The 17,062-nt window shown below is 70.0% G+C and carries 10 protein-coding genes; 7 read left to right on the top strand and 3 right to left on the bottom strand.

The window, feature by feature from the left end; all coding sequences use genetic code 11:
* Window positions 1-9: 9 nt before the first annotated feature.
* Window positions 10-573, bottom strand: a complete 564-nt coding sequence (locus MST3598_RS12130; protein WP_029260419.1) for a GNAT family N-acetyltransferase — start codon at window positions 571-573, stop codon at window positions 10-12.
* 78 nt (window positions 574-651) lie between these two features.
* Here MST3598_RS12130 and mfd point away from each other — a divergent pair, with 78 nt between their 5' ends.
* From mfd to MST3598_RS12110, 4 genes are all read left to right on the top strand, one after another.
* Window positions 652-4,227, top strand: a complete 3,576-nt coding sequence (gene mfd, locus MST3598_RS12125) for a transcription-repair coupling factor (protein ID WP_029260418.1) — start codon at window positions 652-654, stop codon at window positions 4,225-4,227.
* Between the two features lie 35 nt (window positions 4,228-4,262).
* On the top strand, window positions 4,263-4,889 hold the full coding sequence (locus tag MST3598_RS12120; RefSeq protein WP_029260417.1) for a gamma carbonic anhydrase family protein: 627 nt from the start codon (window positions 4,263-4,265) through the stop codon (window positions 4,887-4,889).
* Window positions 4,886-7,855 (top strand): aminotransferase, encoded by a 2,970-nt coding sequence (locus MST3598_RS12115; protein WP_172889154.1) that lies wholly within the window; start codon window positions 4,886-4,888, stop codon window positions 7,853-7,855. The genes MST3598_RS12120 and MST3598_RS12115 overlap by 4 nt, the downstream gene beginning before the upstream one ends.
* Before the next feature lie 159 nt (window positions 7,856-8,014).
* A complete protein-coding gene (locus MST3598_RS12110; protein WP_231494488.1) occupies window positions 8,015-9,442 on the top strand; it encodes an APC family permease in 1,428 nt (475 codons plus the stop codon).
* Between the two features lie 72 nt (window positions 9,443-9,514).
* Here the strand turns inward: MST3598_RS12110 and gdhA are convergent, their stop codons facing one another.
* On the bottom strand, window positions 9,515-10,885 hold the full coding sequence (gene gdhA, locus MST3598_RS12105; protein ID WP_029260414.1) for an NADP-specific glutamate dehydrogenase: 1,371 nt from the start codon (window positions 10,883-10,885) through the stop codon (window positions 9,515-9,517).
* 132 nt (window positions 10,886-11,017) lie between these two features.
* Window positions 11,018-13,714 (bottom strand): phosphoenolpyruvate carboxylase, encoded by a 2,697-nt coding sequence (locus MST3598_RS12100; RefSeq protein WP_029260413.1) that lies wholly within the window; start codon window positions 13,712-13,714, stop codon window positions 11,018-11,020.
* Between the two features lie 110 nt (window positions 13,715-13,824).
* Here MST3598_RS12100 and nhaA point away from each other — a divergent pair, with 110 nt between their 5' ends.
* From nhaA to hisS, 3 genes are all read left to right on the top strand, one after another.
* On the top strand, window positions 13,825-14,994 hold the full coding sequence (gene nhaA, locus MST3598_RS12095; RefSeq protein WP_029260412.1) for a Na+/H+ antiporter NhaA: 1,170 nt from the start codon (window positions 13,825-13,827) through the stop codon (window positions 14,992-14,994).
* 136 nt (window positions 14,995-15,130) lie between these two features.
* On the top strand, window positions 15,131-15,736 hold the full coding sequence (locus MST3598_RS12090) for a MazG family protein (protein ID WP_231494491.1): 606 nt from the start codon (window positions 15,131-15,133) through the stop codon (window positions 15,734-15,736).
* 69 nt (window positions 15,737-15,805) lie between these two features.
* Window positions 15,806-17,056: a histidine--tRNA ligase gene (gene hisS / locus MST3598_RS12085; RefSeq protein WP_029260410.1), complete on the top strand. Its 1,251-nt coding sequence runs from the start codon at window positions 15,806-15,808 to the stop codon at window positions 17,054-17,056.
* Window positions 17,057-17,062: the final 6 nt, after the last annotated feature.

Raw genomic sequence — 17,062 nt, 5'->3', positions numbered from 1 at the left:
GCGCACCCCTCAGAGGATCGGCCAGTCGACCGGCGTGCGGTCGTCCCCGGGGAGGAGGCCGGCCGTCCAGCCGTCGTCGCGCCCGCGCGGGCTCGTCAGCGCCTGCCGCTGCAGGCCCTCGTAGCGGAAGCCGAGGGCCCGGGCGGCGCGGGCCGAGGGGATGTTCCCCGCGACGGCCTGCCAGCGGATGCGGACGAGCCGGAGTCCGACGAAACCCCAATCGATCACGGCCGCTGCTGCTTCGGTGAGATATCCGCGGCCCCGTGCGCCGGCCGTCACCCAGTAGCCCAGCTCGGCGGTCGCGCCCGTGAAGTGATCGGTCATGTTGTGAAGACCGATCATGCCCACGAGCTCGCCGTCCGCATACATGCCCCAGACGACCTCGGAACCGGCGTCCCACTGCGCGGCTGACAGACGCACGAACTGCGCGGCGTCCTCGCGGGTGTACGGACTCGGCACGGTGGTCCAGCGCGGGATCTCCGGATCCTGGCACGCTTCGGTGATCGCGTCGATGTCCGCCTCCGTCGGGGCGTGCAGGACGAGTCGGGGCGTGGTGAGGGCGACGGATTCCATCCCGACAGCCTAGGCAGGCTGGCGTTCCTCGACGGGCGTGGCGGCCGGAGTGTCCGTGGGCGCGACTAGTCTTGTCCGGTGACTGTTCCGGGGATTCTGCGCGCCTTGGAAGAGGCGTCTCTGTACCGTGACGCCCTCAGCTGGGCGCGCACCGACGCCGACCTCGGCCTGGTCGACGGGCTCGACGCCCCGGCGCTCGCCGGCCTGCTCGAGAAGAGGGCGGCGGCGGGACACCCGGCCGCCCTCCTCGCCGTCGTCCCCACCGGGAGGCGGGCGGAGAGCCTCGCGCTGGCGATGCACGCCTACCTGCCCGACGCCGACATCCTCACGTTCCCCGCCTGGGAGACGCTGCCGCACGAGCGGCTCAGCCCGAGCCCGGACACGGTCGGTCAGCGTCTGCAGACGCTGCGCCGGATCGCGGAGTGGTCGGGCGACCACCCGCTCGTCGTCGTCGCGTCCGTGCGGGCCGCGCTCCAGCCGATCGCCGGCAACCTGGGCGAGATCGCCCCGCTCGAACTCGGCGTCGGCAGCCGGGGGCACGAACTCGACCGCGTGGTCGAGCAGCTGGTCGAACGGGCGTACTCCCGCGTCGACATGGTGTCGCGGCGCGGCGAGTTCGCGGTGCGCGGCGGCATCCTCGACGTCTTCCCTCCCACGTCGGAGCACCCCTATCGCGTCGAGTTCTTCGGCGACGAGATCGACCAGATCCGTGCGTTCTCCGTCGCGGACCAGCGCTCGCTTCCGGGTGATGTCACCGGCGTCGACCTGCCGCCCACCCGCGAACTGCTGCTCACGGCCGAGGTCCGCGATCGGGCCCGCGCACTCGTCGGCGGCTTCCCGGCGATCTCGGGCATGCTCGAGAAGATGGCCGAGGGCATCCCGGTCGAAGGCATGGAGTCGCTGCTCCCCGCGGTCGCCGGACCCTTGAAGTCGCTGGCCGAGTACCTGCCGGCGGGAAGCGCCACGGCGGTCATCGATCCCGAGCGATCGAGTGCGCGCGCCATCACCCTGGGCGACACCAACCGCGAGTTCCTCGACGCCGCCTGGAGCGCCGCCACCTCCGGCGCCTCCGCGCCCATCGATCTGGGGGCCGGTGACTTCCTGACCATCGCCGAGCTGCGCGAGGTCGTGCGCGACCGGGGCGGGGTGTGGTGGCGGCTCAGCCCGTTCGGTGCCGGGCTCGGTGAGGGCGATGCGGAGGCCACCAACCTCGGCGCCGCCGTCATCCCCTCATTCCACGGCAACGTCGACGGCGCGATCTCGTTCGTCGAGGCGAAGGTGACCGACGGCTGGCGGGTGGTCGTGATCGCCGCCGGTCACGGTCTGGTCGATCGCGCACGCGACGTGCTCGCCGACCGCGGCCTGGCCGCCCGGGTGGTCGAGACGCTCACCGACGCACCGGAGGGCGGTGTCGCTACCCTCGTCACCGGATCCGTCGAAGCCGGCTTCCAGGTGGCCGAGGCGAAGCTCGCCGTCCTCACCGACAACGAGTTCTACGGCCGGACCATCGGCGGCGATCAGCGTGTCGTCAAGAAGCTCGCCTCGCGGCGCAAGAACGTGGTCGACCCGCTGCAGCTCAAGCAGGGCGACTTCGTGGTGCACGCCACCCACGGCATCGGCCGCTTCGTCGAGATGACCCAGCGCGAGGTGTCCACCGGCGGGCGCAACGCCACCAAGTCGATCCGCGACTACCTCGTTCTCGAGTACGCGCCGTCCAAGCGCGGCTACCCGGGCGACAAGCTGTTCGTGCCGACGGATCAGCTCGATCTGCTCTCGAAGTACGTCGGCGGCGAGGCCCCGACGCTCTCGAAGATGGGCGGCAGCGACTGGTCGCAGGCCAAGGGCAAGGCGCGCAAGGCCGTGCGCGACATCGCGGTCGAGCTCGTGAAGCTCTACTCCGCGCGCATGAGCGCGAAGGGCCACGCGTTCGGCCCGGACACCCCGTGGCAGCGCGAGTTGGAAGAGGCGTTCCCGTTCGCGGAGACACAGGACCAGCTGCAGACGATCGACGAGATCAAGGCCGACATGGAACGGCCCATCCCGATGGACCGGCTGCTCTCGGGCGACGTCGGCTTCGGCAAGACCGAGGTCGCGGTCCGGGCGGCGTTCAAGGCGATCCAGGACGGCAAGCAGGTCGCGATGCTCGTGCCGACGACGCTGCTGGTGAAGCAGCACCTCGAGACGTTCACCGAGCGCTTCGCCGGCTTCCCTGTCAAGGTGCGGCCCTTGTCGCGCTTCCAGACCGACAAGGAGGCGCGTCTCACTCTGCAAGGCCTGCTCGAGGGTTCGGTCGACATGGTGATCGGCACCCACCGCATCCTCACCGACCAGGTGATGTTCAAGGACCTCGGCCTGATGATCATCGACGAGGAGCAGCGGTTCGGCGTCGAGCACAAGGACGCGCTCAAGAAGATGAAGACCAACGTCGACATCCTCGCCATGAGTGCCACGCCGATTCCGCGCACGCTCGAGATGGCGGTCACCGGCATCCGGGAGATGTCCACGCTGGCGACCCCGCCGGAGGACCGGCACCCGATCCTCTCGTTCGTCGGCCCGCGCAGCGACAAGCAGATGGCCGCGGCGATCCGTCGCGAGATCCTGCGCGAAGGGCAGATCTTCTTCGTGCACAACCGGGTGCAGTCGATCCAGCGCGTCGCGAGCGAGCTCGCCGAACTCGTCCCCGAGGCCCGGATCGCGGTCGCGCACGGACAGATGGGAGAGCACCAGCTCGAGCAGGTCGTCGACGACTTCTGGGAGCGCAAGTTCGACGTGCTCGTCTCGACGACCATCATCGAGACGGGTCTCGACATCGCGAACGCGAACACGATCATCATCGACCGCGCCGACAAGTACGGACTCAGTCAGCTGCACCAGCTGCGTGGCCGCGTCGGACGAGGGCGCGAGCGGGCCTACGCGTACTTCCTGTACGACGAGATGAAACCGCTGAGCGAGACCGCGGCCGACCGCCTGCAGACCATCGCGGTCAACAACGACCTGGGCTCCGGCATGCAGGTCGCGCTGAAGGACCTCGAACTGCGCGGGGCGGGCAACCTGCTCGGCGCCGAACAGGCCGGACACATCGCGGGCGTCGGTTTCGACCTGTACCTGCGCATGATCGGCGAGGCCGTGGCGACGTTCCGCGGGGACGAGGTCGAGACCGGGCAGGAGCTGCGCCTGGAACTGCCCCTGGATGCGCGCATCCCCGAGTACTACATCGACAGCGAGCGGCTGCGGCTCGAGGCCTACCAGAAGCTCTCCGCCGCCTCGGCGGCGACCGCCAAGGATGAGGCGATCGACCTGGTCGTCGAAGAGCTCGTCGACCGCTACGGCACGCCGCCCGAAGAGGTCGAAGGCCTGTTGGCGATCTCGCGTCTGCGCCGTCGCGCTGCCCGGGTCGGGCTGACCGACGTCGTCGTGATGGGCTCGAACCTGCGCATCGCGCCCGCGCGGCTCGAAGACTCGATCAAGGTGCGGCTGCAGCGGCTCTACCCGAAGGCGAAGCTCGTGGCCGGGGGAGAGGCGCTGGTCGTGCCGATGCCCACCGTCCCCGCGGCGGTCGGGGTGGGTCTCGAGCCGCTCCCCGACGCACAGCTGCTCGAGTGGGTCGGGCAGCTGTTCACCGCGATCTTCCCCGAGCCCGCCAAGGCCGAGTAGCGCGCGACGGGGGGCCGCGGTACTAGTCTGGCCGCATGTTGTACGAGCACCTCGGGGCTCGGCCCCGCGTCCATGACACCGCCGTCATCGCCCCCACCGCCGTCGTCTCCGGAGATGTGGAGATCGGGCCGGGCTGCCAGGTTCTGCACGGCGCCGTCATCACCGCCGAGGGCGGGGCGATCACGCTCGGCGAGCACGTCATCGTGATGGAGAATGCGCTCATCCGGGCGACGGCGGCGAATGCGGTGCACATCGGGTCGCACACCCTGATCGGCACGCTGTCGAGCATCGCGGGCGCGACGGTGGGAGACGAGACGTTCCTCGCCTCGGGGTCGCGGCTGTTCAACGGCTCGCTGATCGGGCCGCGCTGTGAGGTGCGTGTGAACGCCATCGTGCTCCGTCGCGCCGTGCTGCCGGAGGGCACGGTCGTGCCGATCGGCTGGGTGGCGGTGGGCGACCCCGCACAGCTGTTCTCGCCGGACCGTGAGGAGGAGATCGCGGCGGCACAGCCCGATCTCGACTTCCCGGGGCACGTCTTCGGCGTCGATCGGGACACCCCCGACCTGATGGTGCAGCTGACCGAGCGCTACGGCAGCTCGCTCGCGCGGCATGCCCACGACGTGAGCCTCGACGACGCGCACCGCGGGCAGCACCGCGCATGACGGCGGGCGTGGGCCTGGTCCGTCCCGACGTCGATACGGCCGATGCCGCGCGCATCGCGCTCGAGTGCTGGGGGATGACGGCGACGGCGGAAGAGCTCGGCAGCAACCAGGACCGGAACTTCCTGCTCACGGCAGAAGACGGCACGAGGAGCGTGCTGCGGATCGACAACCCGGTGTTCGGCGACGACGAACGCGACGCCCAGCATGTCGCTCTCGAGGCCTACCGCGCTGCCGGCGTTCGCGTACCGGCAGTGCTCCCCGGCCTCGACGGCGCGCTGACCCAGCGCTGGAACGGCTTCGCCGCGCGGCGCAGTGAGTTCGCGCCGGGCGAGCCGATGGTGGGTTCCGGGTATCTCGCACCCGTCGTGCTCGCGGAGTTCGGCGCGCTCGCCGCCGCCTCCGTGCGCGCGCTGGAACCGCTCCGACACCCCGGGCTGGATCGTCGGCAGATGTGGGACATGCGCGTCGCGTACGAACAGATCGATGCGCTCGCGCCGTCGATCGCCGATGCCGCACTTCGGGGACGGGTGCTGCGCGCCGCGACCAAGGCGCACGCCGCCGTCGAACCTCTCGCCGACCGGCTCCCCGTGCAGACGATCCACGGCGACCTCACGGACGACAACGTGATGGGCGAGCGGGGCGACGACGCACGGCTGCACCCGCGCACGGTGCTCGACCTCGGCGACCTCGGGCTCGGTTGGCGCGTCGCCGAACTGGCGGTGTGCGCGGCATCGATGCTGCACCACGAGCCGGAGCGGCCGCTGCGGGTGATCGAGACGATCGCGGCCTTCCATCGCCAGGTGCCGCTGAGCGATGCGGAGGCGAGGGCGGCCTGGCCGCTCGTGGTGCTGCGCGCTGCCCTGCTGGTGGCGAGCGGGTGGCGTCAGCTCGAGATCGACGGGGACAACGACTACGCGCGTGAGAGGGTCGCGGGCGAGCAGGCGATCTTCGACGCCGCGACGCTGCTGCCGCTCGTCGAGATGACCGAGCACGTGCTCGCCGCGGTCGGGATCGACGCCCCGGGATTCTCCGCGCCCGAACTCGCAGGGGACGACGACGAGGCTCCGCTGCGCGCACTGCTGCCGGATCTCACCGGTCGCGTGGCCGTGATCGATCCGGGTGTCGAGTCCGCCGCCCTCGACAACGGGCGCTGGCTCGAGGAATCGGTCGAGCACGCTCTGGTCGCCGATGCATTCGACCTCGGCGCCGCTGTGGCGGTCATGCCGTACGGGGCGTTCCGCCTGACCCGCGCGACCGTCGACGAGGCGGACCCGGGGCACACCTGGGCGACCGCGACCGAACTGCATCTGCCTCCTGGCCCGCGGGTGCGGGTGGTGGCGCCGACAGAGGCACGGGTGACGCAGCGGGGCGAGATCGCCCGCTTCGCCCTCGACCTCACCGGTCCGGACGACGCCCACGAATGGGTGCTGGAGGTCTCGGGTCTCGATGCGGAGGAGCGGCGCGAGCGCCCCGTCGGTACCGGGGAGACCGTGGCGTGGCTCGCCGCGTCGTTCGAGCCGCGGCGCCTGACCGTCGGAATCCACCGCGACGACGCTCCGGAGCGCCAGGCGGACGGAGCGGCACTGATCGCCCCCGATCGGGTCGCGGCCTGGCGCCGCCTCACCGCAGATCCTGCGCCGCTGCTCGGGCTGCCCTCCTTCGCCCAGCGGGATGAATCGGCGGCGGAGCAGGCGCGCCGTGAGCGCATCTTCGCGGCGGCGCAGGAGCGCTACTACGCGCACCCGCCGCAGATCGAGCGCGGCTGGCGGCACCACCTGGTCGACACCACCGCGCGCACCTACATCGACATGGTGAACAACGTCGCCGGTCTCGGCCACGCGCATCCGAAGGTCGCGGATGCGGCGGACCGCCAGCTGCGCACCCTCGCCACGAACTCCCGGTTCCTGTTCCGCGATCTCGCGGAGTACAGCGAGCGGCTGCTCGAACTGATGCCGGAGGGCAGCGACCTCGACACCGTCCTGTTGGTCAACAGCGGCTCGGAGGCGGTCGACCTCGCGATCCGTCTGGCGCAGGCCGCGACCGGACGGCGGACGGTCGTCGCACTGCGCGAGGCGTACCACGGCTGGACCATGGCGAGCGATGCGGTCAGCACCAGCGCCTACGACAATCCCTCCGCCCTCGCGACGCGCCCGGACTGGGTGCACGTGGCCGATGTCCCCAATCGCTTCCGCGGCACCTATCGAGGCTCCGACGTGGCGGGCGACTACCTCGCCGATCTCGCTGCCGATCTCGACCGGCTGCAGGACGAGGGACGAGAGGTCGCCGCGTTCCTGTGCGAGTCGATCCTCGGCAACGCGGGAGGCGTGGTGCTCCCCGACGGCTATCTGGCCGGGGCCTACGCACAGATCAGGGCGGCGGGTGGACTGTGCATCGCCGACGAGGTGCAGGTCGGATTCGGGCGGATGGGATCGACCTTCTGGGGATTCGAGCTCGCGGATGTGGTGCCCGACATCGTCACGATCGCGAAGCCGATGGGCAACGGTTATCCGATCGGCGGGGTGATCACGACGAAGCGCATCGCGGACGCGCTGTCGACGCAGGGCCAGTTCTTCTCGTCTGCGGGGGGAAGCACGCTCAGCTGCCGGGTCGGCATCGCGGTGCTGGACGCGATGGCCGAGGACGACCTGCAGCACAACGCCGCAGTGATCGGTGCCCGCCTCGCCGAGGGCCTGCGCGGCCTCGCGGACCGGCATCCGCTCGTCGCCGTCGTCCACGGCGAGGGGTTGTACCTGGGCGTCGAACTCGTGCGCGATCGCGAGACCATGGAGCCTGCCGCCGCCGAGGCTGCGGCGATCTGCGAGCGGATGCGCGAACTGGGGGTCATCGTGCTGACGACCTCGGAACGCTCGAACGTGCTGAAGATCAAACCGCCCCTGTGCCTCAGCGCCGAGAGTGCCGACCATGTCGTCGCGATGCTGGATCGCGTGCTCACCGAGGGATGGTGAGGTCGGGCGTCTCCTTCGAATCCCGCCGTCGTTCGGAATGTTAAAAGCGCATTTCGAACCGAATTCACCGTAGCGCTGGCGATTACCTCCGGTCCATACTGTTGCTCAGCGTCGGACGACCCGAAGTCCGACCCATGCGCTGTCCCCCGAGGAGTACCCATGGCCACGAAGACGAAGCCGCTCGCGCACGGCGGAGGAACGCTCAAACGAAACCTCGGTCTGTGGGCGATCGTCGGGCTCGGGCTCGGATACATGACGCCGACGGTCGTGTTCGACACCTTCGGCATGGTCGCCCGTGACACCGACGACGTCGTACCGGCCGCCTACCTGGTCGCCTTGGTCGTGATGGTCTTCACGGCGATCAGCTACGGCAAGATCTCGAGCGCGATCCCGAGTGCCGGTTCGGCGTACACGTACGTGCGCGAGTCGATCCACCCGAATCTGGGGTTCATGGTCGGGTGGACCTCGCTGATCGACTACGTGCTGCTGCCGATGGTCAACTGCCTCATCATCCGCAGCTACCTCGAAGCGCTGTTCCCCGAGATCCCGGGCTGGATCTGGGTCGTGCTGTACTGCATCCTCGTCACCACCATCATCTACCTCACGATGCGCGGCACCTCGAACATGAACATGATCCTCCTGGTGTTCTCGATCGTCGTCATGGCCGTGTTCGTGGTGATGGTGATCGCCCAGCTGATGCGCGGCGAGGGGGCGGGAACGGTCGCGTCGATGACCCCGTTCTTCCACGACGGCGCCACGATGGGCGCGGTGCTGATGGGCGCCACGATCGTCTGCTTCTCGTTCATCGGCTTCGACGCCGTCACGATGTACGCGGAGGAGGCGAAGGATCCGAAGATCATGCCGAAGGCCATCCTGTTGACGGTGCTGCTGGGCGGGGCGATCTTCCTGATCTCGGGTTACCTCACGCAGTTGCGCTTCCCCGACTGGAACGAGTTCGCGCCCGGCGGCGACATGCAGTTCGTCGAGGACTCCACCCTCCCGATCATCGGCAACCTGGTCGGCGGACCCGTGCTCATGGCGGTGCTCACCGCGGCCGGTTTCTGCGCGACCCTCGCCTCGGGCCTCGCCTCGCACGCCTCGGTGTCGCGCATGCTGTTGGTGATGGGGCGCAACAACGTGCTGCCGCAGAAGGCGTTCGGCTACATCAACCCGCGCACCCACACGCCGACGTTCAACATCGTGCTGGTCGGCGCCATCTCCCTGCTGGCGATCCCGTTCACCCTGGAGCTGATCGCGGCGTGGATCAACTTCGGCGCGCTGATCGCCTTCACGTTCGTCAACATCTCGGTGATCGCCTGGTTCGCGATCCGCAAGGGCCGTCGCAAGACGCCCGGCGACATCTTCAACTTCATCGTGATGCCCGGCATCGGCATGGTCCTCACCGGCCTGCTCTGGGCGAACCTGCATGAAGACGCTCTGCGCGGGGGCCTCGTGTGGACCGCCATCGGAGTCGTCTACCTCGCGATCATCACGAAGGGCTTCCGCAAGAAGGTCGTCGCGTTCGACGAGAACCAGGCGGTGACCGGGTACAACAAGGTCGTCAAGGTGCCGGTCGACGGGAGCTGACGACGGCTCCGTGACGCAGAAGAGCCGCCTTCCGAAGAGGAAGGCGGCTCTTTCGTCGCAGGAAGGGACGGATCAGATGACGCCCTGGGCGAGCATCGCCGCGGCGACGCGTTCGAAGCCGGCGATGTTGGCGCCGGCGACGTAGTCGCCCGCGACGCCATGACGCTCCGCGGCGTCGAAGGCGGCATCGTGGATGTCCCCCATGATCTCGCGCAGCTTGTTCTCGCTGTCGCCGAAGCTCCAGCGTTGACGGGAGGCGTTCTGGCTCATCTCGAGCGCCGAGGTGGCGACGCCGCCGGCGTTGGCGGCCTTGCCGGGGGCGAACAGCACGCCGGCCTTCTGGAACGCGTCGACGGCATCCGGCACGCACGGCATGTTCGCGCCCTCCGAGACGGCGCGCACCCCGTTCGCGATCAGTGCCTCCGCGTCGGCGAGGGAGACCTCGTTCTGCGTGGCGGACGGCACGGCGATGTCGACCGGCACCTCCCACACGCTGCCGCCCTCGACGAAGCGGGCGCTCGGGCGACGGTTCGCGTACTCGACGATGCGGGCGCGCTCGACCTCCTTGATCTGGCGCAGCAGGTCGACGTCGATGCCGGCATCGTCGACGACGTAGCCGGAGGAGTCGGATGCCGTCACCGCGGTGGCGCCGAGCTGGGTGGCCTTCTGGATCGCGTAGATCGCGACGTTGCCGGATCCCGAGATGCCCACACGCTTGCCGCTCAGGGAGTCGTCGTGCACGGCGAGCATCTCCTGCGCGAAGAAGACTGCGCCGTAGCCGGTGGCCTCGGTGCGCACTTCGGCACCACCCCACCCCGTGCCCTTGCCGGTGAACATGCCGGACTCGTGGCGGTTGGTGACCTTGCGGTACTGGCCGAACAGGTAGCCGATCTCGCGGCCGCCGACGCCGATGTCGCCCGCGGGAACATCGGTGTGCTCGCCGAGGTGGCGGTACAGCTCGTTCATGAACGACTGGCAGAAGCGCATGACCTCGGCGTCGGACTTGCCGTGCGGGTCGAAGTCGGAGCCGCCCTTGCCGCCGCCGATGCCCTGACCGGTGAGCGCGTTCTTGAAGATCTGCTCGAAGCCGAGGAACTTGATGATCGACAGGTTCACCGAGGGGTGGAAGCGCAGTCCGCCCTTGTACGGGCCGAGCACCGAGGAGAACTGGATGCGGTAGCCGCGGTTGACCTGCAGCTTTCCGGAGTCGTCGATCCACGGCACGCGGAAGAGGATCTGACGCTCGGGCTCGACGAGCCGTTCGAGAATGCCGCCGTCGACGTACTCCGGGTGGCGTTCCAGGACCGGGGCGATCGAGTGCAGCACCTCGTGGACGGCCTGGTGGAACTCCGGCTCGTGCGGGCTGCGGGAGAGCACCGTGTCGAACACGGGCTGCACCGATGCGGCGAGCGGATGGAAGTCGGCGGGAGACGAAGCGGTCACGCGGAAGAGCTTTCTGGTGGGGGATGGTGGTGCAGGCGATCGTGTCGCGTGAGGCTGTGCCGGATCCGGCAGAGATTTCACTCTAGTGGGCACCGAAAGCGGGGGTTCCCGCCGGTTCGGTGGCGACGTCGGTCACCCGGTGTTCTGCAGGCCGGCGGCCACACCGCTGACGGAGAGCAGCAGCAGTCGCTGCTGTTCCGCGTCGGCGCCGGAGCCCGTGGGATCCTCCGCGGCCGAGCGGAGGGCCCGCAGCGCACGCAGCTGCAGGAGCGAGAGCGCGTCGACGTACGGACTGCGCAGCTGCACGGCGCGCTGCAGCACGGGCTTGTTCTCGAGCAGACTTTCGCCGCCGGTGAGGCGGATCACCCAGCGCCGCGTCGTCGCGAGCTCATCGAGCACGAGCTGTGCCAGGTCGTCGCGGTCGCCGAGGGCCAAGTACTGGCGGGCGATGCGCTCGTCGGTCTTCGCGAGGCTCATCGCGACGTTGTCGATCATGGTGCGCAGCAGCGGCCACTCCCGGTACGCCTCGACGAGCAGCTCTTCATCGCCGACGGCGTCCAGGGCGGTGCCGAGGCCGAACCATCCGGCCAGGTTGATACGCGCCTGCGTCCACGCGAAGACCCACGGGATCGCCCGCAGGTCTTCCAGCGACTCCACCGACAGTCCGCGGCGGGCCGGCCGCGAGCCGAGCGCGAGCAGACCGATCTCCTCCATCGGGGTCACGGTGGCGAACCAGGGAGCGAAACCCTCCGCCTTCACGAGGGAGAAGAAGCGCTCGCGGGAGGCGGCGTCCATGATCGACGCGACCTCGGCGTACCGCGCGGCCGCCCGGCTCGTGCGCTCCTCCTCGGTGGGGGAGGAGGCGAGCAGCGTCGCCGCGGCGACCTGGTCGATGTGACGCATCGCGATCGCGGGCTCACCGTAGCGCGCGAAGATCACCTCGCCCTGCTCGGTGAGCTTGAAGCGGCCGTCGACCGAGTGCGGCGGCTGCGCGAGGATCGCGGAGTTGGCGGGGCCGCCGCCGCGTCCGAGGGCACCCCCACGACCGTGGAAGAGGGTCAGCTCGATGCTGGACTCCCGGGCCCACCGCGCGATCTTCTCCTGCGCCTCGTACAGGGCGAGGTTCGCGGCCACCGGGCCGACGTCCTTCGACGAGTCGGAGTAGCCGAGCATGACTTCGAGCCGATTGCCGGTGGCGGCCATGCGCTCGCGGAACTCCGGGAACGTCACGGCTTCCTCGAGGATGCCGGGAGCCGCCTGCAGGTCGGCGAACGTCTCGAACAGCGGCACCACGTCGAGCACCGGAGCGTCGTCGCCGAGGGCGTAGCGGGCGAGGCGGTGCACATTGGCGAGGTCAGATGCGGCCTGGGTGAACGAGACGACGTAGCGCCCGGCGGCGCGCAGCCCGCGGTCGCGCTGGATATCCGCGATCGCGCGGAACACCTCCAGCACCTCCTCGGTCTGCGCGCTGACGGCCTCTCCCGCATCGAGTTCTGCCAGCGCCTTCGCGTGCACCTGGGAGTGCTGACGCACCTCCAGCTCGGTGAGGTGGAAGCCGTAGGTCTCGACCTGCCAGATCAGGTGCTGCACGCCGCCGAACGCATGGCGCTTCGCGCCGGCATCGGCGAGCGACGCCTGCACGGCGCGCAGATCTGCCAGCAGCTCCTCGGGACGTGCGTACGCCTGGGCGCTGTCGTCACCCCGGCGCGTGGCGGCGACGCGACGCGCCAGGATCAGCAGCACGCGGCGGTGCGGCTCGTCGGGAGAGCGGGTGGCGAGCTCGGCTGCCAGCGCGGGCTCTGCAGCGGCGAAGCTCTCCCAGAGTGCGGTGACCTCGGCGCTGGGCGGCGTGTCGTCTGAGGCGAGCGTGAGCGTCCGGCCGATGCGCTCCAGCGCACGCTCGAGCCCGCGCAACACGTGGTCCGCCGCGATCTGCGAGGCCTCGCGCGTGACGGACGCCGTGACGAAGGGATTGCCGTCGCGGTCGCCGCCGACCCACGAGCCGATCCGCACGAAGGCGGGGACGACGGGGGCGCTGGCACCCGAGTCCTCTCCCCGGAGCGCGTCGTCGATGCGACGGTACACATGAGGCACCGTCGTGAAGAGCGTTTCGTCGAAAACGCCCATCACGGTGCGGACCTCGTCGGTCGGAGACGGCTTCTGGGAACGCAGCGGAGCGGTGCGCCAGAGCGTGTCGATCTCCTCCAGCATCCGTCGGCGGGCACGGTGCTCTTCCGATCCGCCCTCGCTCGCGGCGTCGTGCTGCGTGAGCAGCTCCGACAGGCGGCGGATGCTCGACGAGACCGCACGGCGGCGGGCCTCGGTCGGGTGCGCGGTGAAGACCGGGTGGAAGCGGAGGCCTTCCAGGCGGCGGCGCGCCTCGTCATCGCCGACCTCGGTGCGCAGTCGGGCGTACGCGGTCGCGACGGTGTCGGCGGCGTCCTCACGTCCCGGCTGTCCTGCGCGCTCGCGCAGCACGCGCACACGCTGGTGCTCCTCGGCGAGGTTGACCAGGTGGAAGTAGCAGGTGAAGGCGCGGGCGACCTCGTCGGCCCGCTCGACCGTGAACGACTCGGCGATCGCGGCCGCGCGCTCGAACGCGTCGGGGGTCTCCTCGTCGTAGGCCTGGATCGTCGCGAGTCGCAGCCGTTCGACGTCTTCGAAGAGGCCGTCGCCGCCGGCTTCGCGCAGCACCTGCCCGAGCAGCTGCCCGAGCATCCTGACGTCTGTGCGCATCGCATCCGGGATGCCGCGGCCGGCTTCGAAGCGGCCGATCACGCGGATGGCCTCGGTGTTCGTGGGCTCGGAGAAGGAGTGTGCGGGGGTCACCCTTCGAGAGTATCCCTCGGGGAAGGGGTGTCCTGCACGCATGACGGACTGCGTCCGGGCACGCGATCGAGAGAAGCACCGGGGCTTCCCGGCGACCTACGATGGGGGGAATGCGCATCTCAGCGAATCCCCTCCGCGGACAGCAGTTCCCTGCCGTCCTCCTCCTCGTCGCGGCCGGGCTCGGGCTGCTCCTCGCGAACCTCCCGACGCACGACGCGCTCGCCGCCTTCCTCGACTTCCACATCGCGATCCCCGGCACCGCTCTCGACCTGTCCATCGCGCACTGGGTGTCCGACGGTCTTCTCGCCGTCTTCTTCCTCGTCGTGGCCATCGAGCTGCGTCACGAACTGACCCACGGCGAGCTCGACTCCCCACGCAAGGCCGTGCAGCCCGCGATCGCGGCAACCGGAGGCGTGCTCGTCCCGATCGCGGTCTACCTCCTGATCGCCGGCGGCGACGGCACCACGGCGCCGGGCTGGCCCATCCCCACGGCGACCGACATCGCCTTCGCCCTCGGGGTGCTGGCGATGTTCGGCAAGGGGCTGCCGTCGCGGGTGCGCGTCTTCCTGCTCGCGCTGGCCATCCTCGACGACATCATCGGCATCATCTTCATCGCGGTGCTGTTCGCCGACGACGTGCAGTGGCTGCTGTTCGGCCTCGCGATCGTCGGCGTCGCGGTGTTCTGGGCGCTGAGTCGGCTCCTGCACGCCAAGGGGCACCCGCTGATCGCGGTGGCGATGGTCCTGGTCGGCGTGCTCACCTGGGGCCTGGTCGCTTCCTCCGGCATCCATGCCACGATCGCCGGTGTGCTGCTGGGCCTCGTGATGTCGCCCGTTCCCGCCGGTCGCACCCGGCATGCGCTCGAACCGACCGTGAACGGTGCGATCCTGCCGCTGTTCGCGTTCGTCGCGGCGTTCGTCGTGATCCCCGCCGTGTCGATCACGCAGCTGTCGCCGGCGTTCTGGGCCATCGTTGTGGCCCTGCCCGTGGGCAAGATCATCGGCATCTCGCTGTTCGGCTGGCTGGCGATGCGCATCCGCCCCAAGGGCGCCGATCCGGCGCTGCCGTTCGCCGACATCCTCGCCGCGGGAGCCCTCGGCGGCATCGGTTTCACGGTCTCTCTGCTGCTGGCGAATCTCGCCTTCGCCGACGACGGCGGCATCAGGGACCAGGCGATCCTCGGCGTGCTCGTGGGGTCGCTGATCGCTCTCGTGCTCTCCGGGATCATCGTGTCGCTGCGGGCCCGCTGGTACCGTCGGGTCGCATCCGCAGCATCCTGAGAGGCATCATGACGGGAAGTCCGACTCGGGGCCTCTCCGCGCCCGACCGATTCGAGGAGGAAGCGTGAGCGCTCAGCCCGAGACCGATGCCGGCGTCGACGACGCACAGGATCCGCTCCGTCAGGCCGCCGACACCATGCACGCGGTCAGGGACCGCTGCGTGTGGTCGCAGCAGATCACGCACCGCGACCTCGTGCCGTACCTCATCGAGGAGTCGCACGAGGTGATCGACGCGGTCGAGGCCGGCAGTCGCGACGACCTTCGCGAGGAGCTGGGCGATCTGCTGTGGCAGGTGCTGTTCCACTCCGCCATCGCGGCTCAGGACCCGGATGATCCGTTCGACATCGACGATGTGGCGCGCACGCTCACCGAGAAGATGGTGCGTCGCCATCCTCACGTGTTCGCCGGGGAGGTCGCCGACACCCCCGAACAGGTACTGGTGCACTGGAACGCGGCGAAGGCGGCCGAGAAGCGCACACGACGCAGCGTGCTCGACGGTGTGCCGCGGGGGATGCCGGCGCTCGCGCTCGCGCAGAAGCTCGCGGGCCGCGCCGCCGGTGCGGGCGTGACGATCGACCCGACACCGGCCGCCCTCTCGCCGGACTCGGAAGCGGAGCTCGGCGAAGCGCTCCTCGCCCTCGTCGCGACGGCGCGCGCCGAGGGCTGGGATGCCGAGCGGGCGCTGCGCGAGCGGCTGCGGGTGCTCGAAGACGACGTGCGCGCGGCCGAAGCCGCGTCCTGACGCCCGGCGCGACGACGCCGACAGACCTGGGAAGATGGAACCGTGGCTACCGTGAATCCGCCGCGCGGCATGCGCGACATCCTCCCCGCCGACAAGGCCCGCCGTGAGCGTGTGCTCTCCGTCATCCGCGAGCGCTACCTCGCGCACGGGTTCGACGAGATCGAGACGCCCGTCGTCGAGGACTACGACCGACTGCATGCCGGTATCGGCGGCGACAACGAGAAGCTCTCCTACAACATCCTGCGCCGTGGTCTCGATGCCGATGCGATCCGCGCCGCCGCCGACGACCCGGCCGCGCTCTCCGATCTCGGCCTCCGGTACGACCTGACCGTGCCGCTCGCGCGCTTCTACGCGAGCAACCGTGGCCAGCTCCCCACCGTGTTCCGCTCGATCCAGATCGGTCCGGTCTGGCGCGCCGAGCGTCCGCAGAAGGGCCGCTACCGTCAGTTCGTGCAGTGCGACATCGACATCATGGGCGATGACTCCTCGCGCGCCGAGGCCGAGCTGATGGTCGCCTCGCTCGACGCCGTCGACGCGCTGGGCCTCGAGGGCGCGACCGTGCGCATCAACGACCGCCGGGTTCTGGATTGGATGCTCGACAGCTTCGGGTTCACGGCGGAGGAGCGCCCAGGGGTGCTCATCACGATCGACAAGCTCGACAAGATCGGCCCCGAGGGGGTGGCGGCCGAGCTGCGGGAGCGCAGTGCCTCGACTGCGGCCGCCGACGCGTTCGACGCCTTCCTGCGCCGCCCGCAGACCATGGAGTACCACCCGTTCGGCGAGCGGCAGGTCCGCAGGGCGCTGCCCGAGGGGGCACCGGCCGAGCTGGTCGAGCACCTGGTCGGCATCGGCGAGGCCGTGGCCGCGGGGCGCGGGCAGTCCGACATCCCGCTCGTCTTCGATCCGTTCCTCGTGCGTGGCATGGGGTACTACACGGGCACGATCTTCGAGCTCGCGCACCCCTCCGTCGGGTACTCGCTCGGTGGCGGCGGCCGGTACGACGGCATGATCGGGCGCTTCCTCGGGCAGCAGGTACCGGCGGTGGGCTTCTCGCTCGGATTCGAACGCCTGGTCGACTTGATCGCCGATGAGGCCGATGCCGGGGCGCAGGCGGTCGTGCTCATCCACGATGCCGAAGTTCCGGTGCACGAGCTGGTCCGGCACAAGGCGGCACTGATCGCCGGCGGGGCCAGGGTGCGGCTCGAGCGACGCACCAAGAACGTCAAGGCGCTGCTGGAGCGATCGGCTGCCGACGGCTACACCGCCTTCGCGACCGTCTCCGCCGGTGCCGGCGAGCTGGAGCTCAAGCCGCTCTCCTGACGAGCC

This window comes from Microbacterium sp. TPU 3598 (assembly GCF_002356155.1).
Classification (GTDB): Bacteria; Actinomycetota; Actinomycetes; order Actinomycetales; family Microbacteriaceae; genus Microbacterium; species Microbacterium maritypicum_A.
Note: the sequence above shows the minus strand (reverse complement) of the source record. Positions and strands in the feature narration are given on the sequence as shown.

Bases quoted from the DNA above. Each gene is read 5' to 3' on its own strand.
- MST3598_RS12130 (WP_029260419.1), bottom strand. From the start codon at position 573: ATGGAATCCGTCGCCCTCACCACGCCCCGACTCGTCCTGCACGCCCCG.
- MST3598_RS12120 (WP_029260417.1), top strand. From the start codon at position 4,263: ATGTTGTACGAGCACCTCGGGGCTCGGCCCCGCGTCCATGACACCGCC.
- MST3598_RS12115 (WP_172889154.1), top strand. From the start codon at position 4,886: ATGACGGCGGGCGTGGGCCTGGTCCGTCCCGACGTCGATACGGCCGAT.
- MST3598_RS12110 (WP_231494488.1), top strand. From the start codon at position 8,015: ATGGCCACGAAGACGAAGCCGCTCGCGCACGGCGGAGGAACGCTCAAA.
- nhaA (WP_029260412.1), top strand. From the start codon at position 13,825: ATGCGCATCTCAGCGAATCCCCTCCGCGGACAGCAGTTCCCTGCCGTC.
- MST3598_RS12090 (WP_231494491.1), top strand. From the start codon at position 15,131: ATGCACGCGGTCAGGGACCGCTGCGTGTGGTCGCAGCAGATCACGCAC.
- hisS (WP_029260410.1), top strand. From the start codon at position 15,806: ATGCGCGACATCCTCCCCGCCGACAAGGCCCGCCGTGAGCGTGTGCTC.